The sequence below is a fragment of the Allochromatium vinosum DSM 180 genome (assembly GCF_000025485.1).
GTDB lineage: Bacteria > Pseudomonadota > Gammaproteobacteria > Chromatiales > Chromatiaceae > Thermochromatium > Thermochromatium vinosum.
On the sequence record NC_013851.1, the window covers coordinates 2,723,701 to 2,748,900 of the forward strand.

General features: G+C 62.2%; 25 protein-coding genes. All 25 read right to left on the minus strand.

Going from position 1 to position 25,200, the window contains the following annotated elements:
* Nucleotides 1-2: 2 nt before the first annotated feature.
* Nucleotides 3-302, minus strand: coding sequence for a hypothetical protein (locus ALVIN_RS11995; protein WP_012971587.1), 300 nt, complete (start codon nucleotides 300-302; stop codon nucleotides 3-5).
* Nucleotides 299-499: a hypothetical protein gene (locus tag ALVIN_RS17170; RefSeq protein ID WP_223295214.1), complete on the minus strand. Its 201-nt coding sequence runs from the start codon at nucleotides 497-499 to the stop codon at nucleotides 299-301. Before ALVIN_RS17170 ends, ALVIN_RS11995 begins: the two co-directional genes overlap by 4 nt.
* Entirely contained in the window at nucleotides 480-905 is a 426-nt protein-coding gene (locus tag ALVIN_RS12000) for a single-stranded DNA-binding protein (protein ID WP_012971589.1), read from the minus strand. The genes ALVIN_RS17170 and ALVIN_RS12000 overlap by 20 nt, the downstream gene beginning before the upstream one ends.
* Nucleotides 899-1,366, minus strand: coding sequence for a hypothetical protein (locus ALVIN_RS12005; RefSeq protein ID WP_043795649.1), 468 nt, complete (start codon nucleotides 1,364-1,366; stop codon nucleotides 899-901). The genes ALVIN_RS12000 and ALVIN_RS12005 overlap by 7 nt, the downstream gene beginning before the upstream one ends.
* 329 nt (nucleotides 1,367-1,695) lie before the next feature.
* Nucleotides 1,696-5,274, minus strand: a complete 3,579-nt coding sequence (locus ALVIN_RS17175; protein WP_012971591.1) for a DUF927 domain-containing protein — start codon at nucleotides 5,272-5,274, stop codon at nucleotides 1,696-1,698.
* A 211-nt stretch (nucleotides 5,275-5,485) separates the two neighbouring features.
* On the minus strand, nucleotides 5,486-5,839 hold the full coding sequence (locus ALVIN_RS12020) for a hypothetical protein (RefSeq protein ID WP_012971592.1): 354 nt from the start codon (nucleotides 5,837-5,839) through the stop codon (nucleotides 5,486-5,488).
* A 323-nt stretch (nucleotides 5,840-6,162) separates the two neighbouring features.
* A complete protein-coding gene (locus ALVIN_RS12025; RefSeq protein WP_050750328.1) occupies nucleotides 6,163-6,369 on the minus strand; it encodes a helix-turn-helix transcriptional regulator in 207 nt (68 codons plus the stop codon).
* Between the two features lie 76 nt (nucleotides 6,370-6,445).
* Nucleotides 6,446-7,003, minus strand: a complete 558-nt coding sequence (locus ALVIN_RS12030; RefSeq protein WP_148217508.1) for a hypothetical protein — start codon at nucleotides 7,001-7,003, stop codon at nucleotides 6,446-6,448.
* Nucleotides 6,996-8,273 (minus strand): tyrosine-type recombinase/integrase, encoded by a 1,278-nt coding sequence (locus tag ALVIN_RS12035; protein WP_012971593.1) that lies wholly within the window; start codon nucleotides 8,271-8,273, stop codon nucleotides 6,996-6,998. Before ALVIN_RS12035 ends, ALVIN_RS12030 begins: the two co-directional genes overlap by 8 nt.
* 303 nt (nucleotides 8,274-8,576) lie before the next feature.
* On the minus strand, nucleotides 8,577-8,981 hold the full coding sequence (locus ALVIN_RS12040) for a hypothetical protein (protein ID WP_012971594.1): 405 nt from the start codon (nucleotides 8,979-8,981) through the stop codon (nucleotides 8,577-8,579).
* Between the two features lie 124 nt (nucleotides 8,982-9,105).
* The gene (gene bamC / locus ALVIN_RS12045) at nucleotides 9,106-10,281 is read right to left on the minus strand and encodes an outer membrane protein assembly factor BamC (RefSeq protein WP_012971595.1); all 1,176 of its coding nucleotides are present in this window, start codon (nucleotides 10,279-10,281) and stop codon (nucleotides 9,106-9,108) included.
* A 47-nt stretch (nucleotides 10,282-10,328) separates the two neighbouring features.
* Nucleotides 10,329-11,204: a 4-hydroxy-tetrahydrodipicolinate synthase gene (gene dapA / locus ALVIN_RS12050; protein ID WP_012971596.1), complete on the minus strand. Its 876-nt coding sequence runs from the start codon at nucleotides 11,202-11,204 to the stop codon at nucleotides 10,329-10,331.
* A gap of 86 nt (nucleotides 11,205-11,290) precedes the next feature.
* Nucleotides 11,291-12,733 carry an NADH-quinone oxidoreductase subunit NuoN gene (gene nuoN, locus ALVIN_RS12055; protein ID WP_012971597.1) on the minus strand — a complete coding sequence of 481 codons (1,443 nt, stop codon included), beginning with the start codon at nucleotides 12,731-12,733 and terminating at the stop codon, nucleotides 11,291-11,293.
* A gap of 90 nt (nucleotides 12,734-12,823) precedes the next feature.
* Nucleotides 12,824-13,000 (minus strand): hypothetical protein, encoded by a 177-nt coding sequence (locus tag ALVIN_RS17835; protein ID WP_190275501.1) that lies wholly within the window; start codon nucleotides 12,998-13,000, stop codon nucleotides 12,824-12,826.
* Nucleotides 13,001-13,426: 426 nt separating this feature from the next.
* Nucleotides 13,427-13,867, minus strand: a complete 441-nt coding sequence (locus tag ALVIN_RS12060) for a PIN domain-containing protein (protein WP_012971599.1) — start codon at nucleotides 13,865-13,867, stop codon at nucleotides 13,427-13,429.
* A gap of 245 nt (nucleotides 13,868-14,112) precedes the next feature.
* Nucleotides 14,113-14,445, minus strand: coding sequence for a hypothetical protein (locus tag ALVIN_RS17640; RefSeq protein WP_148217509.1), 333 nt, complete (start codon nucleotides 14,443-14,445; stop codon nucleotides 14,113-14,115).
* Between the two features lie 388 nt (nucleotides 14,446-14,833).
* Entirely contained in the window at nucleotides 14,834-15,160 is a 327-nt protein-coding gene (locus ALVIN_RS17645; protein ID WP_223295215.1) for a hypothetical protein, read from the minus strand.
* A 96-nt stretch (nucleotides 15,161-15,256) separates the two neighbouring features.
* Nucleotides 15,257-16,831 (minus strand): NADH-quinone oxidoreductase subunit M, encoded by a 1,575-nt coding sequence (locus ALVIN_RS12070; protein ID WP_012971600.1) that lies wholly within the window; start codon nucleotides 16,829-16,831, stop codon nucleotides 15,257-15,259.
* A gap of 27 nt (nucleotides 16,832-16,858) precedes the next feature.
* On the minus strand, nucleotides 16,859-18,865 hold the full coding sequence (gene nuoL / locus ALVIN_RS12075; protein ID WP_012971601.1) for an NADH-quinone oxidoreductase subunit L: 2,007 nt from the start codon (nucleotides 18,863-18,865) through the stop codon (nucleotides 16,859-16,861).
* 3 nt (nucleotides 18,866-18,868) lie between these two features.
* Nucleotides 18,869-19,174 carry an NADH-quinone oxidoreductase subunit NuoK gene (nuoK, locus tag ALVIN_RS12080; RefSeq protein ID WP_012971602.1) on the minus strand — a complete coding sequence of 102 codons (306 nt, stop codon included), beginning with the start codon at nucleotides 19,172-19,174 and terminating at the stop codon, nucleotides 18,869-18,871.
* A complete protein-coding gene (locus ALVIN_RS12085) occupies nucleotides 19,171-19,809 on the minus strand; it encodes an NADH-quinone oxidoreductase subunit J (protein ID WP_012971603.1) in 639 nt (212 codons plus the stop codon). The genes nuoK and ALVIN_RS12085 overlap by 4 nt, the downstream gene beginning before the upstream one ends.
* A 15-nt stretch (nucleotides 19,810-19,824) precedes the next feature.
* Nucleotides 19,825-20,316 carry an NADH-quinone oxidoreductase subunit NuoI gene (gene nuoI, locus ALVIN_RS12090; RefSeq protein ID WP_012971604.1) on the minus strand — a complete coding sequence of 164 codons (492 nt, stop codon included), beginning with the start codon at nucleotides 20,314-20,316 and terminating at the stop codon, nucleotides 19,825-19,827.
* Nucleotides 20,317-20,330: 14 nt separating this feature from the next.
* On the minus strand, nucleotides 20,331-21,365 hold the full coding sequence (nuoH, locus tag ALVIN_RS12095) for an NADH-quinone oxidoreductase subunit NuoH (RefSeq protein WP_012971605.1): 1,035 nt from the start codon (nucleotides 21,363-21,365) through the stop codon (nucleotides 20,331-20,333).
* Nucleotides 21,366-21,372: 7 nt separating this feature from the next.
* Complete coding sequence (gene nuoG, locus ALVIN_RS12100; RefSeq protein WP_012971606.1) at nucleotides 21,373-23,772, minus strand: NADH-quinone oxidoreductase subunit NuoG; 2,400 nt, start codon at nucleotides 23,770-23,772, stop codon at nucleotides 21,373-21,375.
* Nucleotides 23,773-23,914: 142 nt separating this feature from the next.
* The gene (gene nuoF, locus ALVIN_RS12105; RefSeq protein WP_012971607.1) at nucleotides 23,915-25,198 is read right to left on the minus strand and encodes an NADH-quinone oxidoreductase subunit NuoF; all 1,284 of its coding nucleotides are present in this window, start codon (nucleotides 25,196-25,198) and stop codon (nucleotides 23,915-23,917) included.
* Nucleotides 25,199-25,200 lie beyond the last annotated feature (2 nt).

Consider the following 25,200-nt stretch of genomic DNA (forward strand, 5'->3'; position numbering starts at 1 on the left):
GGTCAGCTCGCCCGCACGACCTGAGCGTTGGCGGCGAACCGGCCATCGAGCACCACCTCGAAGCACACGGCCAGCAGGCCATGCAGCATGGCGGCATCCTCGGGTCGGTCGAAGTGGATGCGCCCGGCGTCCAGGGCGCGAACAACCTCCAGCGCCGACGTGCTCAGTCCGGTCTTGATGTCCTCCATCTTCGTGCAGTCGAGCGGCATCGATTTGGCCATCATCCCGAGCAGGCCGATTGTCGGCGACATCATCAGGTCTTGAACGGCTTGGCGCTGCTCGGCGGTCAGGGTCTCCATCATCGGCGTGTTCTCCGGTCACTGGGTCGGGAATGGTTGGGATCGGGCGCCAGCCCATAGGCGGCTCGCGCGCGTCGCTCAGCTTCGGTGCGGGTCAGTCCGGCGTCGAACTCCAGGATCGCGGCGCGTTCCTCGAACGCTTCCAGCCGCGCATCGTGATTTGTCGCCTCGGTGCCCGGCTCAGAATGGGATGGAGTCATGGAAGTCATGGGCCGGTGGCTGGCGCTGGGTCGGTGCCTGATCGCGTTGGCGGTCATCCCCATTCGGACGCTGGCGACCGCCACCAGGGCGCGCGCTCTTGGCGGTCACGACTGATTCGGCCAGCAGCGTCCAGGACTCGCGCTCGGTGCCGTCCTTGCCGGTGTACCGGCCTCGGGTCAGCTTGCCGATGGCGGCGACCATCTGCCCTTTCTCGGCTCTCAGCAGCGCCTCGCACTGGTGCCCGAAGGCCATCAGCGAGACCCACAGCGTTTCGGCGTCGCCATCCTCGGTGCGCTGGCCCGTGACATCCACAGCTACGGACGCCAACGCCATCGGCTTCCCGGTGCGCGTGGTCTTCTCGGTCGGATCGGCAGACAACCTGCCGTAGATGTTGCCGATCAGCATGGGGTGATCTCCTGAAATCGCGTGCAGTGAATTTCGGCATCGGGCCACGGCCACAGCGAGCCGGGGCGCTTGGAGGCAGGCGCGGCGATGGTGCAGTGTCCGAGACCACCAGGGGGATTGATCCGGTCTGGCGTCCAGTGGGCACAGCGGGCACAGACAGCCTTGACGGTGGTCTCGATGCCGGTGTCCGGCTGCGTGGCCTGATCGTCCGGCCAGTCGGCCAGTCCCATCTTCACCACGTCCTCATAGAGTCCGCGCAGTTGCTCCGGGTCGCGCGCCAGTCCCTCGACGAACTCGCGCCGGGCCTGCGCGTCGTCTTCGCCGATGTGGTCGAGCCATGCGTGGATGACAGCCAGCGTCGTCGGGGCGATCGGGCGGGCCGGTCGATCCGGCCTGGGTGTGAGGCGGGCGCCGGGATAGCGGGCCTGGACCTCGGCGAGCGAGAGCGGCGGGCAGAACATCGAACTGAACCGCTCGCCGGTCGGTAGGGTTATCAGCCAAGTGTGATGGCGCTCGACTCCTGCATTGGCGGTTACGCCAGTTACACCAGAAACCTCGATTTCAATAGTCCGCCGTTGGCGGTTTTCGTCAACGGATAGGCGACCCATGGCGCTTGGCGCGCAAGCCTTCAGCGGTGCATCGTCGGTTTTCGTCTCCCCTTTGCTGTTTTCGGCGTAACCGACGTAACCGGCGTAACCTTCAGCAACGGCGCGGCCTGGAGCGGTTACGTCAGTCGATATGCTCGACGTAACCGGCGTAACCGCGCGGCGTTGGAGCAGTGCAGCCAGACTCATAGCAAGTCATCCTCCCGGGGTGCGATGGCATAGAGCCGCTGACTTCGCCCTTGGGCGTTCGTCACCTTGGATCGCTCGCCGGGGTCGCGCTCGGCGATCCAGCCGCTTGAGTCCAGCGCCTCCAGGATGCGCCGCTGATCGAAACCGCCTGCCGCCTCCTTCAGTCCGGCCGGGGTGAACAGATAGATGCGCTCGTCCTCTCGCTCTCGCCACCAGCCCGCCCGGTCGCGCACGCTGATTTCGAGGCCGTCATCCCGCAGCGGGTGCAGCGGCGAGAACCGGGCGTCTCCGTGGCGCGCGATGAAATCAGCGACGGCGCGCAGGATTTGCCGGGTCTCGGTCTGGCCCTTGCCGCGATGGTCGCGCCAGAGCCGGAACGCCAGGGCGGCGGCGTCCAGGGCTTCGCCTTCCGACCAGGGCACGAGGCCCCACTCGATCGCCAGCTCTCCGGCCATCGCGATCAGGGCAAACGCATTGGCCGCGCGCCCCTCGATGCCGGTCTCGGCGGCGAACTCCGGCAGCGCGGCGACTCGGGCCAGGGTCTCGCCAAGATCACGGTCATCGGCAATCAGCCGCTCGACGAACGCCGGTCCGGCGTGGCCATGATGGCGATTGACCGCCGTCTTGAGTGTGTCGGTCAGGGCGCGGCCGCCGTCAAACCCATGCAGCGCATCGAATACGCCGTGCTGGCGCGTGCAGGGGATGTCGAGCAACCGGGCCTCCTGTCCGGCCTTGGCGCGCTTGCCGCCTTCCTCCATCGTGGCAATCAAGGTGCGCTCGCCGGATGACAGCAGCACCACGCGCCAGCGTTTGACCGCGCGCGCTCCACCTGTCCGGGCCGCGCGGCTCTTGCCGGTGCCGTTGCCCACGCTGTAGACGATCGCGCCCACTTCGCGCGGATCGGCCTCGCTGATCTCGTCGAGAATGAGCGCGGTGTCATTGAGCATGGCGGCGGTGCCCTCGATGCCGTTGGACGTGGCCCTCCAGGTGCGGATAAAGCCCGATCCGCCCCAGCAGGACGCGGCCAGCGCCAGCAACGTCGATTTGCCGATGCTCGAATCTCCCCAGAAATGCAGCCCGCAGCCGGTGCGGTGAACACGCGCCAGCAGGGGACCGGCTAGCGCCGCAGCGACGGCCAGGATGAGCATGGGATTCCCAGCGCAGCGCGCGGCGATCTCAGCGCGCCAGCCGTCGAAGGTGCCGGCCTGGACGAACTCATCATGGTCGGCGGTCTCGGACTGATAGCGGACGTTGCCCTCGCCGATGATGCGATGCGGCAGGACGAAGACCTTGCCCTCTCCGTGCCAGCCGGTGCAGGTGGCCGCCATCACGCGCACCTTCGGGTAGCGGCTCATGAGGTACTGATTGAGCAGCCGGTGTGAAGTTGGATCGATGCGCACACCCAGCGCCAGCAATTCCCCGCGCAGCTCTTCGCCCGACCCGCGCAGCAGGTGCATCGGCATCGCCCACTCGCGTTCGCGTCCAAGTGCGTTCTTGAACCGCAGCAGCAATCCGAAGTCCGCGTCTCGATCGCCATGCGTGATGGCCTCGGCATAGAGCGGGGTGCAGATCCATTGATCGATGTCGGTCAGCTCGTCGCCTTTCTCCTTGGTCGAGTGCCACCAGACGCCCGGCTTACCGTAGCCCGTCCAGTCCTCGTGAACCGCGAAGCCAGGACGCTTGACCGCCGGTTTCGGGAGTCGGGTTACGTCGGTTACGTCAGCTTTTTCGGTGGCGTAACCGCTGGAAGCCGCGTCGTTACTGGGGGTTACGTCAGTTACGCCAGTTACGTCGAATTCGGTAAGGGGCGAAACAAAATCGGCGATGGCGCCCGTGATGACAGTCCGCGCAACCTCGATACCGGCCGTCTGGTGCAGGTCGTTGAAGTCGGTCAGGTCAGCCGGTGCGGACGGCTCGATCAGGGGGAAGATCAGCGGCAACGGCGGACGGAACTTCCATGCCGCCTTCACAGCCGCCTCGATCGGTTCGACCGGATCGGTTGGAGCGGTGCGCTTCCTGAGATCGGCGGCGAGGATGACGGCCTTCTCGGGATGCGCGGTCTTCAGTTGGGCGGCGGTCTTGTCGAAGTTGCCGACCGAACCGGACGCGGCCACGGGGTAGCCCGTCGCCTCCAGGATCGATAGCGCCGTCGCGACACCCTCGGCGACGAGGATGGTGTGGTCATCCTCGGCGACAGGACGCGCCAGCCAGAATGCGCGCTGCTTCGTGCCCCTGCCAGGGAGCGAATACTTGAGGCTGGCGCCGTCGATCAGCTCGACCGTGGTCAGCTCGCCATCACGCCGGTAGGGGACCACCAGGACGACGCCTTGCAGCTGTTGGCGGGTGCCGTCTTTCTCGGCTGTCGGGTGACGGCCGGTGATGCGGGTCACGGCCTCGACCGCGATTTGCCGCAGGGTGTCCGTGGCCTGGACGCCTTTTCGACTGAGGTACGGATTCGGCGCCTCGGCGGTGATGATCTCAGCGGCTTCCCATATCTGCGAGGCATGGCGCGCGGTCTGTTGCTGTTGCTCCTGCTCGCGCTGGCGCTCGGCGGCGGCTTCCTGCTCGCGCTTGGCCATCAGGGCCGGGTCAGGCGGCGGAAGGCCGGATAGCTCGTCGATGCCGAAATAGCTGGCGACCTTGAGGAACGCCTCGCCAGCCGACCAGCCGTAGACGTGCGACAGCAGCGCGAAGCCGTCGCCAGCCTGGGTGTCGCCACCACCGCCACAGACCCATGTTCCCCGGTCCTTGTCGTTGTCGAAGCGGAACCGATCGGTGCCGCCACAGCCAGGGCAAGGGCCGTGATGGTCGCGCAGGTGGTCGCGCTCGATCCCGAAGTGAACCAGGATCTCCGGCCAGTGACCGCGTGCGCGCTCGGCCAACCCATCCAGGTCGCGCTTGCGCTGCTCATAGCAGTCCCGGCAGAGAACCGCCGTGGGTGCGGCCTTGGGCGGATGGAAGGATGCGCCGCAGGTGGTGCAGGCGCGCTTGCCCTCGTCGGGTGAGAAGCACGCCAACTCGACCGGCTCTTGCTGGTGCTCATATTCGGCCAGCCGTTCGAGATCGGTCTGAAGATCCGAATCGGCCTCCAGCTCGGCAGCCCGCGCGGTGATCTCGGCGCCCTGGGCGATGGCCTCGGCGAGGTCGAACGGGGCCGGATCGGCGACGGAGTTATCCACAGACGCCTCGAACATATCCGCCGTCTCCCTGCAACGGCGCGGATCGGTGACGGTCTCACGCTCCGACTGTGGATAACTTTCACCCTCAGCGAGATCCTGGAGCGCGCGCCATTGCTCGGCGCTGAGCGTCTTCCCCCGGTATCCGGTCTTGGCGTGCGAGAAGTTTTGCTTCTTCATGCCGATGGCGTCTGCAATTGCAGCCTCGGACAGGGCGTCGCGGGCCTTGATGGTCTCGACCAAGGCACGGATGGCCTCGGGTGTGGGCGGCGCGATCGGCTCAGGCGGCTCCAGCTCGAACGCGGGCGCCTGGGCCTGGATCGAAGCACGGACCTCGGCTGGCAGCCGATCAGGATCGACAACGGGAGCCGTGGCCCCCTGGGGAGTTGGGGCGTTCATCGGACCTCCCGAACAAGCTCAAGATGGATGCGGTAGACAGCCGCCCGACCATCGTCGAACCGGACGCGGAACTCACCAGAGCGCGTGCGGCCTGGAATGGTCCCGGTCTGGACGTTGGTCTTGCGGACGGCTTGAGCAGCGGCAGACGCCAGACGGGACGCGAGATCGGCAGCAGGAGCGGCGGGAACCGCCCCCTCCTTGGGGCGTGCTCTCATTGCCCTTCCCCCCGCCGAATCCCGGCCAGATCGCCGATCTCAAGGGCTTCGTCCAGGATGCGCTGTATGGCGTGGCTGGACGCCTGGATGCTGACCAGGAGCGCGCCAAGCGTCCCGCTGTTGATGTGGGCCGGGCAGTCGGCCGATTGCATGGCGTCGTTGAAGGCGCCGCCCAGCTCGGCCAGCTCAGCGATGGACCACGCGAAGTTGGTCAGGCGGTCGCCGTTGAAGGAGAGCATCCCGCCCATGCGGACCATCGCCAGCACTTCAGCCGGTGTGCCGTAGGGCTTCAGGAGGGTTTCGTAGCTGGTGCTGGGCTGTTCGCCAGCGGTGAAAGTTTCAGGCTTCATGGTTTTGGTTCTCGTTTCAAGTTGAGAACCGACCATCACGGGCGGGATGGCACGCACAAGCGGACAGGTGCAGGCGCACCTTGCCACAGGTATACTGTGCGGGCCGTCGTCCGGTCTGATCGGACTAATCGCGCGGTGCCTTTCTTGGCAGTGAGGCACCGCGCGAACGGCAACACTCTAAGCTGATTTCAGATCCCTTTGCAATGCCCGAGCGACTGGTCCCCGCTCGGGCGTTGTCGTTTCTGGCCCACTTCCGGGCCATCTTCTCGCGCCGTTCGGCGCGGATCTGTCGCGAACGTGTGGACATCTTCCGAACCTCCTTGTTACGCGGCCTGCTCGCGGACTGGGTGCTCTTCGCGCTTGGCGACCCAATCGACCAGGGCCGCCTTGCGGTAGAGCACGAGCTTTCCAATCTTGGTTCTCGGGGGGCCGATACGCTCGGCAAACCAACGGTCGAGCGTGCGGGCGGTGACGCCCAGCTCTTCAGCGGCTTCGTCTTTGGTGAGGTAGTTTTCGCGGATCGCGGGCATGTGGTTATCGCCTCTGTCGTGTTGTTTCGCGCAGAGACGATATACAAAAGGCTAGCTTTTCCGCTCCTCAGAAAACTCAGAATTCTGAGCTTTCTGAGTTTTCTGAATTCGCCTGATCCCTCAGTGCGCTCCAGGCTTTATCGAAGCTTCCACCCGCATTCAGTGACGATGGGCCGAATAGCCTGGGGTGCTGTTCAGCCACCTGATACCCAACCCGCTGCTTGAGTCCGCGCGGTGCGGTCAGTGCGGTAACGCCATGCTCGGCGAGCGCCGCGCGAATCAGATCCACGCGCGCTTGGTGCGGTGTCACCCCGGCTGGTCGAATGACAGGCCGCTCCCCTGGATCGAACTCCACCCCCAGCACAGCGCCAGCCCACAGCCGCGCCTGCTCAATGGTGCATGGGAATGACAGCGCGCAGTCATTTACGAACTCAAGCAGCGCGTCCTGCTCGGCTGGCCAGAGTGAATCGACCTCTTCGGGCGAGAGTCTTTCCGGCTCGATGCGCGGATTCTTTGGGTCTTCCAATTCGGTGATGATTCGGAACTCGCCGTTATCGCCGGGCGCCAGGTGTTCATCACCTATCCACTCATTCACCAGTCGAATGAATGCCCGTGCTGACAGTGACTCACTCACCACCGGCCACCTTGGCGAAGGCCACCACGTTATCCGTGGTCGGGTTGACGATGGCCAGCAAGCGCCGCTCCCATGCCTCCAGGGCCGCGCGGATCTCCAGTGAATAGCGGTGCTGGTTGTAGATGGCGACCACCCCGAGCTTGGTGTGACCGATGACGCGCTCGGCGACCTCCTCGCTGATCCCGATCTCGGACAACCGGGTCCGGCAGGTGCGCCGCAGGTCGTGCGGATGCCAGCGTCCCCAGTCCGGGTGATCCTTGGCTCCGAGCTGATCGGCGTAGCGATCCAGGGCGCGTGAGAGTCCCGCCGTGGTCGCGGGCTTGCCCTCCCGATGCTCGAACACGTACCCGCTTGGCTCCCAGCGGCGACGCTCAGACAGCCGGGCCACTTCTGCGCGCGCCTGCTCCAGAATCACGCGCGCCGTCTCGGTCAGGTAGACACTGTGGGCGGTGCTGGTCTTGCCTCGTCGGCTCGCCGGTATCGTCCAGGTCTCGCCCTCGACCTCATCCCAGCGCATCCCGACCACCTCACCGGGGCGCTGGCCAGTGACCAGGATCAGCTTGAGCGCCAGGGCGGTGAGGCGATGCACGCCGACCGCATCGGCACCGATCCAGAAATCACGGATCTCGGCCTCATCCAGCACGCGCCCACGCTTGACCGACTTCATCGCCGACGAAATTCGTCCAGGCTTGATCCCGGTGGCGGGGGACACCTCGATCAGCTCGCGATCCTCGGCGTAGGAGAACAGCAGTTTGGTATAGGCCAGCAGCAGCGCCGCTGCGCGTGGCGCCGACTCGGCTTTGTCTTCGATCAGAGCAATGATCTCCGACCGCTTCACGCTCTTGAGCTGGCGCCGACCGAGCACGGGCAACAGATCGCGCTCGAAGTAGCGCCGCACCTCAGCCCCGCGTGCCATCCCATCCACACGAGCCTTGCAGAACCGCTCGACGGCATCGGCCACCGTCAGCTCTTGCCGGACCTCCCGGCGTCGCTGCAACGGATCGGTTCCGGCGTCCACGTTGGCGCGGATCTTCGCAGCCTCCAGACGCGCAGCGGTCAGGCTCCAGGGCGTGGGGTACTCGCCGATCGTCTGGATTCGCTCCGTGCCGGTCTTGGCGCGATACCGCAGGACAAAGGACTTTGTACCGCTGGCCAGCACCCGCAGCCCAAAGCCCTTGGGCGAGTCCCGGTGATCGTCCCAATAGATCCGCTTGCCCTTTTCGGGCGGCTCGACGCTCTTGATGAATCGATCGGTCAGCGTGGTCGGCATGGCCCCTGCTCCAGTCAGTTAGTCGGGGGTCTGGAAGCTTTGCCCCAGTTTTGCCCCAGTTGGAAACTGTACTCAGTGTCCGCGAATGTCTCAGAGCCGTCAGTTTACTTCGGCGACTGTCTCAGTCAATACGGGGGTTTTGCTGGTGGGGTCTAGAAACGGCGGGGGATAGAAAAAGGTGGCTGGAACTGACTTTTAATCAGGTGGTCGCTGGTTCGAGTCCAGCAGGGCGCACCACATAAGAAAACGGCTTAGGCGAGCAATCGCCTAAGCCGTTTTTCTTTGGGTCACCATGGAGTCATCTCAGGGTAAAGTTTCCGGCTTCTCGCTTAACCAGCGCTGCGCCTTGGCGAGATCGCCGAAGAATCTTGCGTTAAAGCCGACATTCAAACTCGTTGTCTCATAAAACGAGAAATAGTTTTTGTTCTCTAAGTTATCGAAGACAGCCACTCTGGACGGACGGTGCCTGCCAGGTTTGATCTCCCTCACATGCGTGTAGGTATCACTGACTCCGAGCCGGCCGACAAACCGAGTGCAGTCGATCAATACCTTGTTTGGCGTGTATCGGTCGAAGATCTCATAGACGGCTTGAGCAATATCGAATGCCTCTTTCTTCACCAGCGAACCTGAAATAACAATCTTCAACACGTCATCGTCTAATGAAACAAAAATTTCGTAGCTTTTATTTTTCATCAGACCACCGGGCATAGCACATCCGCCCTTTTCAGGGCGGAGCTATTGGCGCATCACATCCTGCACGGCTCGCCGCAGCCACTGCCAAGATCCCAAGGATCTGAAACAGTGATTCTTCGCGTGTGATCAGATGCTACTGTCAGCGCATCTGTTCCTGGATCAAGCCCAGAATACGCTGACCGTTCGCACTGCCATCCGGCGTGCCATCCGCATTGAGCACGGTCACGCGCGACTCGGTCTCGTTACCACTGACCTTGATCTGATACTGCTTGACGCTGTCGACCTCGTCCTTGCGCCAGAAGGCCATGCGCGACATGAATCCGGGCTTCTTGCCATCGGGTGGCGGACCACCATCCGGACCGCCATAGCGGACATAGTAGACACCCTGAGTCTGGTCGCGATCCTCGACGGCGAAACCGGCGCGATCGAGCGCGGTTCCAGTCAGCCGCCACGCGGAACGGAACTCCTGCGGAACCAGGATGACAGGCACGCCCCCATTGGCGGCAAGACGTGAGTTGGCGCCAACCGGCTGCCCCGTGGCGGCGACCTCGGTCCCCGGACCCGCCGCCCTGGACTGAGAGGCGCCCAGATAGACCATGAGACGCCGCAGCATCTCGGCTTCCTTCTCGCTGTCAGAGCCGCTCGGCTCCCAGATGGTGCGGCTGTTGTCGCCGATGCCGTCCGTGACCAGACGCTCGGCCATGCCGCGATGGGTCATGCGGATGTCGGTGGTGCCCGACTTGAGTCCTTCTTCGATACGCAGACTGTACTGATCGCGGGTCGAGGTCGAATAGACGCCCTCCATGACCTTGCTCACCATGCGCGTGACGAAGTCCTTGCGGATCTCGGCGCGATTGTCGAGCCAGTCGGTGCGCATCACGCCAAGGGTCGGATTCTGCTCGGTCAGCAGGATGCCCTGCTCGCGCCAGAAGGCGACGAGTCGCGGCCAGACGGCCTGGGGCGCAGCCTGGACCTCGAGCCAGCGCTCGTTGCCGCGCCGCTTGAGTTCGACGTTCTGAACCTCGGGCAGCACGTCGCCACGACTGGCGACCCGCTGGCGTTGCTCGCGGCTGCCGGCATATTCGGAGAAGGTCGTCGGCTGTTCGACACCGCCCGGAATATCGAGCGCGTCGTCGAAGCTGCCGGCCGTCAGGTCCGGCGGGATCTCGAGATTCTCGGACGCCTCGCGCTGTTTTTTGTAGACGAGACGCTGATCGGGCAGGTTGTCCTGGATCTTGCTCATACTACAACCCGCCAGCGTCAGCAGCGGCATGAAGAGAACGAGCGCCAAGACGCGCTTGAAACCTGGACTCACAGTCAAGAACCTCTCAACCTGGAAATCATTCGATCGGACTCGGGTCATCACAGCAGTCCGGCCTGGACCATGGCCTGACGCACGCGCGCCTCGCACTCCTCAGTCAGCCAGGTCAGCGGCAGGCGGATACCGGGATGGCAGAGTCCCATCTCAGCGATGGCCCACTTGACCGGAATCGGGTTGGACTGGACGAAGAGATCGCGATGGAGAGCCGCAAGCTGAGCGTCGAGCGACTCGGCGCGTTCGCGATCGCCGGCGAGCGCGGCCTCGCACATGGCCTGCATCAGACGCGGCGCGACATTGGCCGTGACCGAGATGACGCCGTCGCCGCCGCGCAGCATGAACTCGCAGGCCGTGGCGTCGTCGCCGCTGTAGAGCGCGAAGTCCGGGCCGCAGTCGGCACGCAGACGCTCGACGCGCGCCAGATCGCCGGTGGCCTCCTTGACTCCGATAATATTGTCGATCTCGGCGAGCCGGGAGACGGTCTCGGGGAGCATGTCGCAGGCGGTGCGACCGGGGACGTTGTAGAGGATCTGCGGGATGTCGACCGCCTCGGCGACGGCCTTGTGATGCAGATAGAGTCCCTGCTGGGTGGGCTTGTTGTAGTAGGGCGTCACCAGCAGCGCGGCATCGGCCCCGGCCTCGCGGGCGCAGCGCGTGAGCGTGATCGCCTCGCGGGTCGAATTGGCGCCGGTGCCGGCGATGACCGGAAGACGCCCGGCAGCCAGTTCGACCGTGCGCCGGATGACGGCGCAGTGTTCATCCTCGTCGAGCGTGGCCGACTCGCCCGTGGTGCCGACCGAAACGATGGCCGAGGTGCCTTGCGCGACATGGAAATCGACGAGTCGTTGCAGGCTCGCGTCATCGATCTCCCCATCGGCGTGCATGGGCGTGACGAGTGCCACGATGCTGCCGCGAAACATGCTCCAACTCCACTCAAGCAATGCCTAAAAATAAGGCGACATAGTAGCTTGCGCGGCTTGTCGGATACAACCGCCGCCACCGACCGCTAGAACGCGGCCTGGCAGACCGAGAGCAGCGCGGCCGGGAAGAGTCCCAGCGCCAGCAGTGCCAGGCCGTTGAGCGACATGGCGAAGCGCACCCCGCTACTCGTGACCAGCGCCGGCGCATCCTCGGCGGGCTTGTCGAAGTAGATGAACTTGATCACCCGCAGATAGTAGAAGGCGCCGATGATCGAGAAGAACACCGCAACCAGCGCCAGCCACACCATATCGATCCGGACCACGGCTTCCAGCACCAGCAGTTTGGCCATGAAGCCGACCGTCGGCGGCACGCCGGCCATGGAGAACATGATCAGCGCCATCATGGCCGCGTACCAGGCATCGCGGTCGTTCAGGCCCTTGACCTTGAGATCCTCCAGCCGCTCGGCGTCGAAGCCCTGACGGCTCAGGATCAGCAGGATGCCGAAGGCGCCCGCCGACATCACCGCATAGACGATGGTGTAGAACATGGCGGCGGCATAGCCCTGCGCGGAGCCGGCCAGCAGCCCGAGGAAGATGAAGCCGACATGCGAGATGGTCGAATAGGCCAGCATCCGCTTGATGTTGGACTGGGCGATGGCGACCAGATTGCCAAGCCCCATCGAGAGTACGGCCAGGATCACCAGCATGCCCTGCCAGTCCGGGTGCAATGTGTGCAGACCGTCGACCAGCATCCGCACCGCCAGTGCGAAGGCGGCGATCTTGGGCGCGCTACTCAGGATCAGCACGGCCGGGGTTGGCCCTCCCTCATAGACGTCAGGCACCCACATATGGAAGGGCACGGCGCCGAACTTGAAGCCGATGCCGATCACCAGGAAGGCGATGCCGAAGACCAGCACCTTGTTCGACATGCCCTGCTCGGCGACCGCCGCCGCGACTGGTGCGAACTCGATCGAGCCGGTCGCGCCATAGATCATCGAGACGCCATAGAGCAGCAGACCCGAGCCGAGTGCGCCGAGCACGAAGTATTTCATCGCGGCCTCGGCGCCCTTGCTGGAATCGCGGTCGAAGGCGACCAGGGCATAGAGGGCGAGCGCCTGGAGTTCGAGACCCAGATAGAGGGTCAGGAAGCCGTTGGCCGAGACCATGATCAGCATTCCGAGCACGGCCAGCAGTCCGAGGACATAGAACTCGCCGACCAGCATCCCGCGATCCTGGAGCCAGGGGCGCGCGTAGACGAAGGTCAGGATGCTGACGATGAGGATCGCGCCCCGCAGCAGGTCGGTCATGGCGTCGCGGATCAGGTTGCCGTCGAAGAACACCTGAGCTTCGCCGCCGCCGACGAGGCCGGTCAGCGCGATGGCGACCACCAGACCGAGCAGGGTCAGGCTGTGGTTGAGGCCCTTGTCCTGGTCCTTGAGATAGAGATCCAGGATCAGCACCACGCTCGCGGTCACGAGGATGGCGATCTCGGGCAGGATGGGGAGTAGATTGGCGGCGTCGAATGTCATGGGCATTCCAACTTTTCAGTGAATCCGGACGGTTTTTTAAACCGCAAAAGGCGCAAAGGCCACGAAGAATTTCGATTTTTAGCTTTTTGATTAGGATTGCTTCAAGGTTTCGGCATCGATCTTATCTTTGGCGCGCCCTGTGAACTCTTTATCGCCCGTAGCCCGTGGAAATCCATGTACAGCAAGCGCATAAGACCCGACTAATACGAATTCAACTTTTTTTTCTATCAACAAAGACAACATTTCTTTGTAGTCTTGATTGAGCATCGTAAGTGCCGGTAAGCGAATATATTTCTTCAGTCAATTCCCATACGCTGGCAAGAAGCTCTTCATGCGAAAGAACTGACGCTGAGTCTTCAATGTCATGCGACCTTGCCAGCTTTACTTGATCGCGCGCAACTCTTAAGCTTGACATTTTAAAGTTGCTCCAACGTGAGCGCGGCAATTTTTCACTATAACGCCATGATCAAGCTGAGCCAGTTGAGCGAGAGCGCTACTTTCGCTGGGCTTTAATCTCACTAATAATATCTTTCACAGACAAGCCCACAAACAACTTGTCACGATCTATCGTATAATTTCCGGAACCCGCTCGAAACTGATTGAGGAACCGAATTGTATCCACAACCCCGATTTCTTTGATCAATGCGTTAGTTCCGCGCTGCGTGACTTCAGAAATTGGTTGGACCTGTGTTGTCATTGCAAAACCTCCGATACGAGCGCAAGCGCGGAGACGACCTTGCAGTCAAGCCCGGATTCTGCTTTGGCTTTTCGCAAGAGGCGATCATCGCATGTCGTGAAGAAGTCCACTTTTGCTGTTGATGCAAGCGCAAGATGCACGGCATCCATCGGATGTATGCCGCGATTCTCAAAAGATTCAGCCAATTTCTCTGCCTCATCCGTAACTTCAGCATACTCCTTGGACAAAGCTAAAATGGCGGCTACCTCATTACGACGTTGGTCATCTGGAATACGCCTCATCTCGTATTCGAGCGCCTCGGAATTCACAAGGACAATATCGCCGACTTGGACAGCTGCGAGGATTGCCAGAACGGCCTCGGTTTCTACTCGAATCCTTGGCTGTGTTTGATCGTCCAGCGGGCGCTGAAGGGAGCAGCTATCGAGGTAGACTCTCATAATGTAATCTTACTCCGTGCTTGCTATGCTTTCGCGCATAAAATTTGCAATCAGTCGCATAGAGCTACGAAAATTGGCTCGGCGGCCAAGTAAATTTGAGTACGTCTCTGGAAAACAATTCGATCCTGGCCCCTTTTCTTCCTGTGTTAGGCGATTTGGCCGATTCGATTTGTTGGGTGAAAATCAAATCGAACCTGACCCTTTTTCTTCAAGAATGTCCGACTTTGGCCCATTTTTTCTGCTCGTTAATCCCTTGGCTCAAAATCCTCATGGTCTTCAAATTCATCTACGGTTTCATCTGGATGAATATCAGAATAATCATAATCACGATCCCCGTCATAATCATCCGCATCTTCATCCTCATCTAAATACAAATCATCTTCATCAGGCCTTGCCTCATAAACGATTTTTTGCTTGCCTTTGTATTCGCCTTTTTCACCTGTATTCCAAATTGATAGCGTTCCTGACACACTGCACAGCAATAAAGATCTTGCACCTATTCTTTTTGCGGATTCATCTGTAAGCCGTGAAAATACTTCAAATGCCTTGTCAGAATATTCACCGTATGGCAAAGCCATTTATAACCTCCCTTGCCAAAATTGGCATTGACAGGTTGCACATTACTTTTACAAGTTCATTTTTCGTCATGTACTGCAACACAAATAGCGTAGATATATTTATCTATACATTTTGATTGCAGCACAATTTTCACATCTAAACTGACTGCAATCTAAACCTTGCGTACTGCACAACAAAAGCCTCAAAGCAAAATCGAAGCCACAGTCTCAGGTCGTGGCAAAACACACTCCCCAAGCTCAGCCTCAGGTAGCTTGCTTGCACACGCCAGCCTGTTCGACCAGGTTCTCGACCGTCACATGCATGACGTTGACCAGCGGCGCTGGACACAGACCGAAAACAACTTAACCCCAGACTCTTTTACTATTGAAAAATTATTTGTTACAGGCTTTAGATAATTTCCAGTTCAACCATAGTCTTTGCAATCTCGAAAATGCTGGCAAAATCGTTTTCATCCACCCAATTTTTCTCTGTTACATGTTCGATCCAGTTAGATTCATCGAATCTTTCTTTAGCAATATAGTAGTTACTGTGTAAGCAATAGATTCCATCGCGACAAACAACCCAGACACCACGTCGAACGAAGAGAGGCGGAAGATCGAAATACGTTGCTGCCTCAATGATTGACCAATTTTCATTGGGTGTCCCTTTGCGAGGTAAGGTGCCTCGATAGGGTTCCGGCATAATTAATGCGCATTTTGCGTGATTTGTGCTCATATTTTTCTTTTTGTATTACCTAAAAGTGTATGCAAGTTGCAGCACAGTTTTCCTACTCTAAACCGACTGCAATTTAAACTCTGCGTAACGAGCGCCTCAACGCACAATCGAGGCCACCGCCTCAGGCCGAGCCAAAACGCACTCCCCACGCTCCGCCTCAGGCAGCTTGCAGACGCCAACCTGTTCGACCAGATTCTCGATCGTCACATGCATGACATTGACCAGCGGCGCGGGCCACAGCCCAAACAGCAACACCACCGCCGCCAACACCCCCAGATTGATCCGCTCGCGCAAATCCAAATCTGCCAAAGCCGCGACCTTCTCGTTCTTGACCTCGCCGAAGACGACCCGCTTGACCATCCACAGCGTAAAAGCCGCCGCCAGAATCAGCGTCGTCGCTGCCAACAGCGCCCACCAGAAACTCGCCTTGAAGGTCGCCAGAATCACCATGAACTCGCCGACAAACCCCGAAGTCCCCGGCAATCCAGCATTGGCCATCGCAAAATAGACCATGAACGCCCCAAACCAGGGCATTGTGTTGATCACACCGCCATAATCCGCAATCTCACGCGAATGGACTCGATCATAGAGCACACCGACACACAGAAAAAGCGCCCCCGAGATGAACCCATGTGAGATCATCTGCACCATGCCGCCCTCGATGCCCATCACCGCCCCACCCGTCACGCTCGGATTGAGCGCCAGACTAAAGACGATAAAAAAGCCCAGCGTCACAAACCCCATGTGCGCAATCGACGAATACGCAATGAGCTTCTTCATATCCTGCTGCACCAGTGCCACGAAGCCGATATAAACGATCGCGATCAGCGACAGCGCAATGATGACCCAAGCCAGATCCGCGCTCGCATCCGGCGTGATCGGCAGCGAAAACCGCAGGAAACCGTACCCGCCGATCTTGAGCATGATCGCCGCCAGAATCACCGACCCCCCCGTCGGAGCTTCAACGTGCGCATCCGGCAACCAGGTATGCACCGGAAACATCGGCACCTTGACCGCGAACGCCAGGAAGAAGGCGATGAAGATCAGCGTCTGCGCCGTCATGCCCAGTTCCAGCGCATGGAAATCCAGAATGCTGAAACTGCCCGACTGGAAGTACATATAGATCAGCGCGACCAGCATGAACACCGACCCGAGGAAGGTGTAAATAAAGAACTTGATAGTCGCATAAACCCGATTCGGCCCGCCCCAGACCCCGATGATGATGAACATCGGGATCAGCATCGCCTCCCAGAACACATAGAACAGCACCGCGTCGAGCGCCGAGAACACGCCGACCATGATGCCTTCCATGATCAGGAAGGCGGCCATGTACTGGCTCGGCTTGTAGCGGATGACATCCCAGCCGGCGATGATGACGAAGATCGAGATAAAGGTCGTCAGCACGATCAGCGGCATCGACAGCCCATCGACACCGAGGAAGTATTCGACGTTGAAGGTCGGAATCCAGGGCGCGCGTTCGACGAACTGCATCTCAGCCGTGGTCGAATCGAAGCCGATCCACAGCCCCAGACTGACCATGAAGGTCAGCACCGCAAAGGCCAGCGCCGTCCATTTCGACAGCGTCTTTTCCTGATCGCCGCTCGCCAGCACCACCAACCCGCCGATGATCGGCAGCCAGATGGTCAGCGTGAGTAAGGGTAAAGCGTTCATGACTACAGTCTTCTCCCTTAATCGGCGTCAGAGCGTCACGAAGACCGTCAACAGGCCAACCAGCCCGACGATCATCGCAATGGCGTAGTGATAGAGATATCCGGTCTGGAGATGCCGGAAGCGCAGCGCCAGCCGCCCGACGGTACGCGCCGAGCCGTTGACCATGGCGCCGTCGATGACGGTGCGGTCACCCGTGATCCAGAGCGCACGGCCCAGACCGCGACTGCCGCCTGCAAAGAAACGCTGGTTGAAGTCGTCAAAGCCGTACTTGTCCTGGAGCACGCGCGTCACCGGCCCGCCGAACACCTGGAGCAGCTCGTCGATACGCGGATTCCAGGCATGCAGCACCCACCAGATGAGCGCCGCCAGCGCCAGACCCGCCATCGCCAGATAGAAGGGCAAGGCGTGCGTCCCATGCTCGACGAAGGCCGCCTGACCGTGCCAATGCTCGCGCAACGGCTGGAGCGTGTCATGCGACGCGGCGACGACGATCGGACTCCAGTCGCCGGTCGTCCACCAGTCGCCGATCAGCATCGGCTCAATGGCAAACCAGCCGATGAACACCGACGGAATCGCCAGCAGCACCAGCGGCGCCGTCACCACCCAGGGCGACTCGTGCAGATGATGCTTGGTGTGCTCATCCATCCGCTCACGGCCGTGGAAGACCAGGAAGTACATTCGGAAGCTGTAGAGCGCCGTGACGAAGACGCCCGCCGTCAGCAGCAGCGAGGCATAGCCCGAACCGAAGAGCTCGGAATGCCCGACCGCCTCGATGATGGCGTCCTTGGAGAAGAAGCCCGAGAAGCCGGGGAAGCCGATCAGCGCCAGCGAGCCGATCAGGGCGGTCAGCCAGGTGATCGGCATGTACTTGCGCAGACCGCCCATGTGGCTGATGTCCTGCTTGTGGTGCATGGCGATGATGACCGAGCCGGCGGCCAGGAACAGCAGCGCCTTGAAGAAGGCATGGGTCATCAGATGGAAGATGCCCGCCGCATAGGCCGAGGCGCCGAGCGCCGTCACCATGTAGCCGAGCTGAGACAGGGTCGAATAGGCGACCACGCGCTTGATGTCGTTCTGCACCAGACCGATCAGGCCCATGAAGAACGCCGTGCTCGCGCCGACGATGAGGATGAAGCTCAGCGCCGTCTCCGACAGTTCATAGAGCGGCGACATGCGCGCCACCATGAACACGCCCGCCGTGACCATGGTCGCGGCATGGATCAGGGCCGAGATCGGGGTCGGGCCTTCCATCGAGTCCGGCAGCCAGACATGCAGCGGCACCTGCGCCGATTTGCCCATGGCGCCGATGAAGAGCAGGATGCCGATCAGGGTCATCAGCGACACGCCGCCGAGGATCGCGACCTGGGTGTCGGCCAGCTCGGGCGCCTTGGCGAAGACCTCGGCATAGTCCATCGAGCCGAAATACATGCCGATCGCGGCGATGCCGAGGATGAAGCCGAAGTCGCCCACGCGGTTGACCAGAAACGCCTTGAGGTTGGCGAACACCGCACTCTCGCGCGTCGACCAGAAGCCGATCAGCAGATAGGACACCAGACCCACCGCCTCCCAGCCGAAGAACAACTGCATGAAGTTGTTCGACATCACCAACATCAGCATCGAGAAGGTGAACAGCGAGATATAGCTGAAGAAACGCTGATAGCTGTTCTTGCCCGACAGCGCCCCGTGCGGCCAGTTGTGTTCGTCGTCGGCCATGTAGCCGATGGTGTAGAGATGCACCATGAGCGAGACGAAGGTGACGGTGGCCATCATCACCGCCGTCAGCTTGTCGACCAGGAAGCCGACTTCGAAATGCATCCCGTCCGAGACCAGCCAGGTGTAGACCGGGCCGTTGAAGACCGTCGCCTCACCCCAGATGAAGCGCGCCAGCACCCACAGCGACAGCACGGCCGAGACGGCCACGCCCGCGATGGTGGCGCGATGCGCACCCCGGCGTCCGATCCGCTCGCCGAAGAAGCCGGCGACGATAGCGCCGAGCAGCGGCGCGAGCACAATGGTCAGATAGACGTTTTCCATCGTTTAACCCTTGAGCGCGTCGAGATCCTCGACGTTGATGGTGCGGCGGTTGCGGAACAGCACCACCAGGATGGCCAGCCCGATGGCCGCCTCGGCGGCGGCGACGGTGAGGATGAAGAAGACGAAGACCTGCCCCGTCATGTCGCCCAGGAAGTGCGAGAAGGCGACGAAGTTCATGTTCACCGCGAGCAGCATCAGCTCGACGCACATCAACAGCAGGATCAGGTTCTTGCGGTTGAGGAAGATCCCGGCCACGGCGATGGCGAACAGCAGTCCGCCGAGGATCAGATAGTCCGACAGCGCGATCATTGGCTCTCTCCCTTCTCGGCGGCAGCGACCGGGGCGACGTCCTCGGCGGCCATCTTGACCAGCCGCACCCGGTCCGGTCCCTTGCGCACCCGCACCTGTCGGGCCGGATCGACGTATTTGTTGTCGGGACGCCGGCGCAGCGTGAGCCGGATGGCGGCGACGATGGCCAGCAGCAGGATCACGGCAGCGATCTCGACCGGATAGATGTAGACCGAATAGAGCAGCAGACCCAGTTCACGGGTATTGCTGACCTCGGCGCCCAGCGGCTCGGGCTTGGGGAAGGCGTCCAGTCCGAAATTGCCCGGCCCGACGATGAGCAGGATCTCGACCGCCATGATTGCTGCGATCAGCCCCGCCAGCGGCAGATTCTGCACGAACCCGGCGCGGATGGTCGCCAGATCGATGTCGAGCATCATGACGACGAACAGGAACAGCACCATCACCGCGCCGACATAGACCAGGATCAGCACGATGCCGAGGAATTCGGCTTCCAGCAGCACCCAGAGCGCCGCACTGCTGACGAAGGCCAGCACCAGGAACAGCACCGAGTGCACCGGATTCTTGCGCGTGATGACCATCACCGCCGCCCAGACCGTGATGAGCGCGAAGACATAGAAGATCAATTTTTCAGCCATGAGGTGTCATCCCGCTCAGCGATAGGGCGCGTCGGCCGCGCGTGCGGCGGCGATCTCGGCTTCGTACTTGTCGCCGATCTCGAGCAGCTTGTCCTTGGTCAGGATGTGCTCGCCGCGCGTCTCGAAGTGGTATTCATAGATGCCGGTCTCCACGATCGAATCGACCGGACAGGACTCCTCGCAGAAGCCGCAGTAGATGCACTTGAACAGATCGATCTCGTAGCGCGTGGTGCGGCGCGAGCCGTCTTCGCGCGGTTCGCATTCGATGGTGATGGCCAGCGCCGGACAGACCGCCTCGCACAGCTTACAGGCGATGCAGCGTTCCTCGCCGTTTGGGTAGCGGCGCAGGGCATGGAGTCCGCGGAAGCGCGGCGAGATCGGCGCTTTTTCTTCCGGATACTGGACAGTGAACTTGCGCTTGAAGAAGTACCGGCCCGTCACCGACAGCCCCTTGAAGAGCTCGGACAGGGTCAGGCTATGCAAATAGTCGCGCGCGGCTTTCAACATCTCGGGCCTCCAGATCATGCCGACCACCAGGGCGGCAACCGATAGACCACCGCGAGCGCCACGACCAGGATCCAGACGATCGTGATCGGAATGAAGACCTTCCAGCCCAGGCGCATGATCTGGTCGTAGCGGTAGCGCGGGAAGGTCGCCCGCAGCCACAGAAACAGGAACATGAAGACGAAGGTCTTGGCGAGCAGCCAGTGGAAGCCGTCGCCCAGGAGCCAGTTGCCCGCCGTCCAGTCCGCCGGCAACGGTGAGAGCCAGCCGCCCAGGAACATGAGCGCCGTCAGGGCCGAGATCAGCACCATGTTGGCGTATTCGGCGAGGAAGAAGACCGCGAACGCCATGCCCGAATACTCGACATGGAAACCGGCGACGATCTCGGACTCGCCCTCGGCGACGTCGAAGGGGGCGCGGTTGGTCTCGGCGACGCCCGAGATCAGATAGACCCCGAACAGCGGCAGCAGCGGCAGCCAGAACCAGGTGAACAGGCTCCCCTCCTGGGCCGCGACGATGTCGCCCAGATTGAGACTTCCGGCGGCGACCAGCACCCCGACCAGCGCGAAGCCCATCGCGATTTCATAGGCGACCATCTGCGCCGCTGAGCGCATGGCGCCGAGCAGGGCATATTTCGAGTTCGAGGCCCAGCCGGCGATGATGATGCCGTAGACCCCGAGCGAGCTGAGCGCCAGGATGTAGAGCAGCCCGGCATTGATGTCGGCCAGCACCAGTCCTTCGTCGAAGGGGAAGACCGCCCAGACCGCGAGCGCCGGGGCGATGGCGATCATGGGCGCGAGCAGGAAGAGCGTCTTGTCCGCCTTGGTGGGGATGACGATCTCCTTCATCAGCAGCTTGACCGCGTCGGCGATCGGCTGGAGGAGTCCCCGCCAGCCGACCCGGTTGGGTCCGATGCGCACCTGCATGTAGCCGATGACCTTGCGCTCGGCATAGGTGTAATAGGCCACCAGTCCGAGCAGCGGCAGGATGATGGCGGTGATCTTGAGCAGGAGCTGGATCAAGACCGGCAGGCTGTTCCATAGTTCGATCATGACTGCCTCATCCTCTCTCGCCGTGGGCCGAGCGGCCGCTGAGACGTTCGAGTCCGACCGGACCCATCATGGCTCCCAGCCCTTCGCTGCCGGGGACGGCGGCGGGGATGAGCGCCGCGCCGACCGCGACTCGGGCATCCAGGAACAGATGGGTCTCGGCCTGGGCTTCGCCCTGGGTGAGGCGAACGCAATCGCCGTCGGCCAGACCCAGCTCGGCGGCCTGATCCGGATGCAGCCGGACAGCAAACTCAGCGCCGGGCATCCGGGCGAGTGCCGGAGCGCGACGCACCAGCGGGTCGAGCGAGTAGCAGGGCACGGCACCAATGCGCGTCAAGCCGGACTCGGCGGTGAGTATCGGGCCGGCGACGGCCTGGGTTGCGCGCGGCGTATTGTCGGGCGCGGCCTCGGCGCAGAGCGCGGCCAGTTCCTCGCGGATCTCGGTTGTGTCGCGATACTCGAAGCCGGACAGATCCAGCAGGTTGCCCAGCACACGCAGCACCTTCCAGCCCGGACGTCCCTCGCCCGGCGGGGCGACTGCGCCCTGGAACGACTGCCAGACGCCGCTGGCATTGACGAAGGTGCCGGAGGTCTCGGCAAAGGCGCCGATCGGCAGCAGCACATCAGCCGCCGCGCGCAGTGACGGCGAATCGAAGGCCGAGCAGGCGACGACGAGCTTGGCCTGTTCGCAGGCGGCCATGGCTCGGGCCGGGTCGATCAGATCGTGATCCGGCTCCAGGCCCCAGAGCACCAGGGCACCGAGCGGCTGGTCGAGCATGGCACCGACGGCCATTCCGGGTGTCTCGGCTGGATGCGCGCCGGGCAGGATCGCCGGATGGGCGCCGGCCAGATGCGCGCCGATGCTGTTGGCGGTCGCCGGCAGATAACCGAGACGCACACCAGCCGCTTCAGCGATCACGCCCGCCAGCGCCTTGAGCAGACTGTAATCGGGATGCGCTTCAGCCAGCGCGCCGAGCAGCACCACGCCCTGCCCTTCCGCCTGTTTCAGCGTCTGGGCGACGGCTTCATGCGCGTCGGTCGGTTCGCTTGCGCCGATCAGGTCGGCCAGCACGCCCGAACCGCGCGCGTCGAGTGCTTTGGCAATCGCGGCGAGATCGGAAGCCATCCGCGCCGGTGCGCTGAGGATCTGGGTCGAGCGATGGTTGAGTTCCAGCTCCAGCGGATTGACGCACAGCACCTCGGCCCCATCCAGCGCGGCCTGACGAACGCGGTGCGCAAGCAGCGGCTGTTCCTGGCGGATGTGCGAGCCGATCAGCAGGATCGCCTTCTGTCGCGGCAGTTCGGCGACCGGCAGCCCCAGCCAGGGGAACAGCGGGTCGGCGGCATCGGCGCGGAAATCCTGTTGACGCAGACGATGGTCGATGTTGTCGCAACCCAGACCGCGTGCGATCCGCGCCGCCAGATAGAGTTCTTCCAGCGTCGTATTGGGCGCCATCAGCCAGCCCATGTCGGCGCTGTCCGCCGCCTTGAGCCGCTCGGCGACATGGGTCAGGGCTTCGGTCCACTCGACCTGATGCCACTCACCGTCGCGCTTGACCATCGGCGCTTTCAGACGATCCGTGCCATTGAGACCGGCATAGCTGAAGCGGTCGCGATCCGAGATCCAGGTCTCGTTGACGGCTTCGTTGTCGTTGGGATGCACGCGCATCACCTGACCGCGCCGTACATGCAGCCGCAGGTTGGAGCCGAGTCCGTCGTGCGGAGCGATGCTGTCGCGTCCGGTCAGCTCCCAGGGCCGCGCGGTGAAGCGATAGGGCTTTGAGGTCAGCGCCCCGACCGGACAGAGATCAATGACGTTGCCCGCCAGCTCGTGCGTGACCGCGTGGGCGATATAGGTGCCGATGCGCATGTCCTCGCCGCGTCCGGTTGCGCCCAGCTCTCGCACACCGGCGATCTCGGCACAGAAACGCACGCAGCGGGTGCAATGGATGCAGCGCGTCATGTCGGTGGCGATCAGCGGACCCAGATCCTCGTCCAGCACCACGCGCTTGCGCTCACTGAAGCGCGAGACATCGCCGCCATAGCCCATGGCCACGTCCTGCAACTCGCACTCGCCGCCCTGATCGCAGATCGGGCAGTCGAGCGGATGGTTGATGAGCAGGAACTCCATGGTGGCGCGCTGGGCCTCGATCGCCTTGGGCGAGCGGGTCCAGACCTTCAGGCCCTCACCGACCGGGGTCGCGCAGGCCGGCACCGGCTTGGGGAAGGGACGCCCCCCTTGCTCGGCCTCGACCAGGCACATCCGGCAGTTCGCCGCGATGGACAGCTTTTTGTGATAGCAGAACCGGGGGATCGAAATGCCCTCGCGATCGGCGACCGCGATGATCATCTCGCCCGGCGCCGCCTCGCAGACGCGGCCATCGATCTCGATGTTGATCTTGTCCGTCATGTAGGTCTCTCGATCGGCTTTCTTCGGACAGACACGCGGAATGCGCGCCCGGTGTCAGCCGTGGCGAACTATCGGATTACAAACCAAGTCGGCGGACGCCAGACCAGCGGGCGCCCGCCTTGGATCGACTGTCGAGCCGGTTTCAGGCCGCGAGACGGTGCCCGTGCTCGATCATGTACGCAAATTCGTGCCGGTAATGCTTGAGGAAACTCTGCACCGGCATAGCCGCCGCATCGCCCAGCGCGCAGATGGTCTTGCCGCCGATGCGTCCGGCGACGCTATCAAGTAGCTCCAAGTCCTCGGCACGGCCCTGACCATCGAGGATGCGCTTGATGACCCGCGCCAGCCAGCCGGTGCCCTCACGACACGGCGTACACTGCCCGCAAGACTCGTGCATGTAGAAGTGCGACAGGTTGTAGAGCACCTTGACCATGCAGGTTCCCTCGGCGATCACGATGACCGCCCCCGAACCGAGCATCGACCCGGCCTTGGCGATGGAGTCGTAATCCATGTCGACGTCCATCATGATCTCACCCGGCACCACGGGCACCGAGGAACCGCCCGGAATCACGGCCTTGAGCTTGCGCCCGTCCTTGACGCCCCCCGCCATCTCCAGCAACGCCCTGAACGGCGTCCCCAGCGGCACCTCGAAATTGTTCGGCGCATTCACATGCCCCGACACCGAGAACAGCTTCGGCCCGCCATTGTTCGGCCGCCCCTGCTCCAGGAACCACTGCCCGCCCTTCTCCAGAATCACCGGAATCGACGCCAGCGACTCGGTATTGTTGATCGTCGTCGGCCGCCCATAGAGACCGACCTGAGCCGGAAACGGCGGCTTGTAACGCGGCTGGCCCTTCTTGCCCTCGATGGATTCGAGTAGCGCCGTCTCCTCGCCGCAGATATAGGCCCCCGCCCCCATATGCGCATAGAGATCGAAGTCCACCCCCGACCCCTGAATGTCGCGCCCGAGCAAGCCGGCGGCATAGGCCTCACGCACCGCGTCCTCGAACCGCTCGATCGGCTCGTAGAACTCGCCGCGAATATAGTTGTAACCCACGGTCGCGCCGATGCAATACCCGGCGATCGCCATCCCCTCGATCAACTGATGCGGGTTGTAGCGCAGGATGTCGCGATCCTTGCAAGTGCCCGGCTCGCCCTCGTCGGAGTTGCAGACGATATATTTCTGCCCCGGTGCCTGGCGCGGCATGAAGCTCCACTTCAACCCGGTCGGAAAGCCCGCACCGCCGCGCCCACGCAGGGCCGAGCGCTTGACCTCCTCGATCAAATCGGCCGGATCGGGACGCTCGCGCAAAATGCGCTCCCACTGCGCATAGCCGCCGAGATCGCGATAGGCCGCCAGCGTGTGCCGGATGGCTGGATCGAGATGCTGATTGCGGAAGCAAACGGTGTTCTGACGTTCGACCATGC

What these genes read in the sequence shown, in the direction of transcription:
- ALVIN_RS11995 (WP_012971587.1), bottom strand. Translation starts at nt 302, where the DNA reads ATGATGGAGACCCTGACCGCCGAGCAGCGCCAAGCCGTTCAAGACCTG.
- ALVIN_RS17170 (WP_223295214.1), bottom strand. Translation starts at nt 499, where the DNA reads ATGACTCCATCCCATTCTGAGCCGGGCACCGAGGCGACAAATCACGAT.
- ALVIN_RS12000 (WP_012971589.1), bottom strand. Translation starts at nt 905, where the DNA reads ATGCTGATCGGCAACATCTACGGCAGGTTGTCTGCCGATCCGACCGAG.
- ALVIN_RS12005 (WP_043795649.1), bottom strand. Translation starts at nt 1,366, where the DNA reads ATGTTCTGCCCGCCGCTCTCGCTCGCCGAGGTCCAGGCCCGCTATCCC.
- ALVIN_RS17175 (WP_012971591.1), bottom strand. Translation starts at nt 5,274, where the DNA reads ATGAACGCCCCAACTCCCCAGGGGGCCACGGCTCCCGTTGTCGATCCT.
- ALVIN_RS12020 (WP_012971592.1), bottom strand. Translation starts at nt 5,839, where the DNA reads ATGAAGCCTGAAACTTTCACCGCTGGCGAACAGCCCAGCACCAGCTAC.
- ALVIN_RS12025 (WP_050750328.1), bottom strand. Translation starts at nt 6,369, where the DNA reads ATGCCCGCGATCCGCGAAAACTACCTCACCAAAGACGAAGCCGCTGAA.
- ALVIN_RS12035 (WP_012971593.1), bottom strand. Translation starts at nt 8,273, where the DNA reads ATGCCGACCACGCTGACCGATCGATTCATCAAGAGCGTCGAGCCGCCC.
- ALVIN_RS12040 (WP_012971594.1), bottom strand. Translation starts at nt 8,981, where the DNA reads ATGCCCGGTGGTCTGATGAAAAATAAAAGCTACGAAATTTTTGTTTCA.
- dapA (WP_012971596.1), bottom strand. Translation starts at nt 11,204, where the DNA reads ATGTTTCGCGGCAGCATCGTGGCACTCGTCACGCCCATGCACGCCGAT.
- nuoN (WP_012971597.1), bottom strand. Translation starts at nt 12,733, where the DNA reads ATGACATTCGACGCCGCCAATCTACTCCCCATCCTGCCCGAGATCGCC.
- ALVIN_RS17835 (WP_190275501.1), bottom strand. Translation starts at nt 13,000, where the DNA reads ATGCTCAATCAAGACTACAAAGAAATGTTGTCTTTGTTGATAGAAAAA.
- ALVIN_RS12060 (WP_012971599.1), bottom strand. Translation starts at nt 13,867, where the DNA reads ATGAGAGTCTACCTCGATAGCTGCTCCCTTCAGCGCCCGCTGGACGAT.
- ALVIN_RS17640 (WP_148217509.1), bottom strand. Translation starts at nt 14,445, where the DNA reads ATGGCTTTGCCATACGGTGAATATTCTGACAAGGCATTTGAAGTATTT.
- ALVIN_RS17645 (WP_223295215.1), bottom strand. Translation starts at nt 15,160, where the DNA reads ATGAGCACAAATCACGCAAAATGCGCATTAATTATGCCGGAACCCTAT.
- ALVIN_RS12070 (WP_012971600.1), bottom strand. Translation starts at nt 16,831, where the DNA reads ATGAACGCTTTACCCTTACTCACGCTGACCATCTGGCTGCCGATCATC.
- nuoL (WP_012971601.1), bottom strand. Translation starts at nt 18,865, where the DNA reads ATGGAAAACGTCTATCTGACCATTGTGCTCGCGCCGCTGCTCGGCGCT.
- nuoK (WP_012971602.1), bottom strand. Translation starts at nt 19,174, where the DNA reads ATGATCGCGCTGTCGGACTATCTGATCCTCGGCGGACTGCTGTTCGCC.
- ALVIN_RS12085 (WP_012971603.1), bottom strand. Translation starts at nt 19,809, where the DNA reads ATGGCTGAAAAATTGATCTTCTATGTCTTCGCGCTCATCACGGTCTGG.
- nuoI (WP_012971604.1), bottom strand. Translation starts at nt 20,316, where the DNA reads ATGTTGAAAGCCGCGCGCGACTATTTGCATAGCCTGACCCTGTCCGAG.
- nuoH (WP_012971605.1), bottom strand. Translation starts at nt 21,365, where the DNA reads ATGATCGAACTATGGAACAGCCTGCCGGTCTTGATCCAGCTCCTGCTC.
- nuoG (WP_012971606.1), bottom strand. Translation starts at nt 23,772, where the DNA reads ATGACGGACAAGATCAACATCGAGATCGATGGCCGCGTCTGCGAGGCG.
- nuoF (WP_012971607.1), bottom strand. Translation starts at nt 25,198, where the DNA reads ATGGTCGAACGTCAGAACACCGTTTGCTTCCGCAATCAGCATCTCGAT.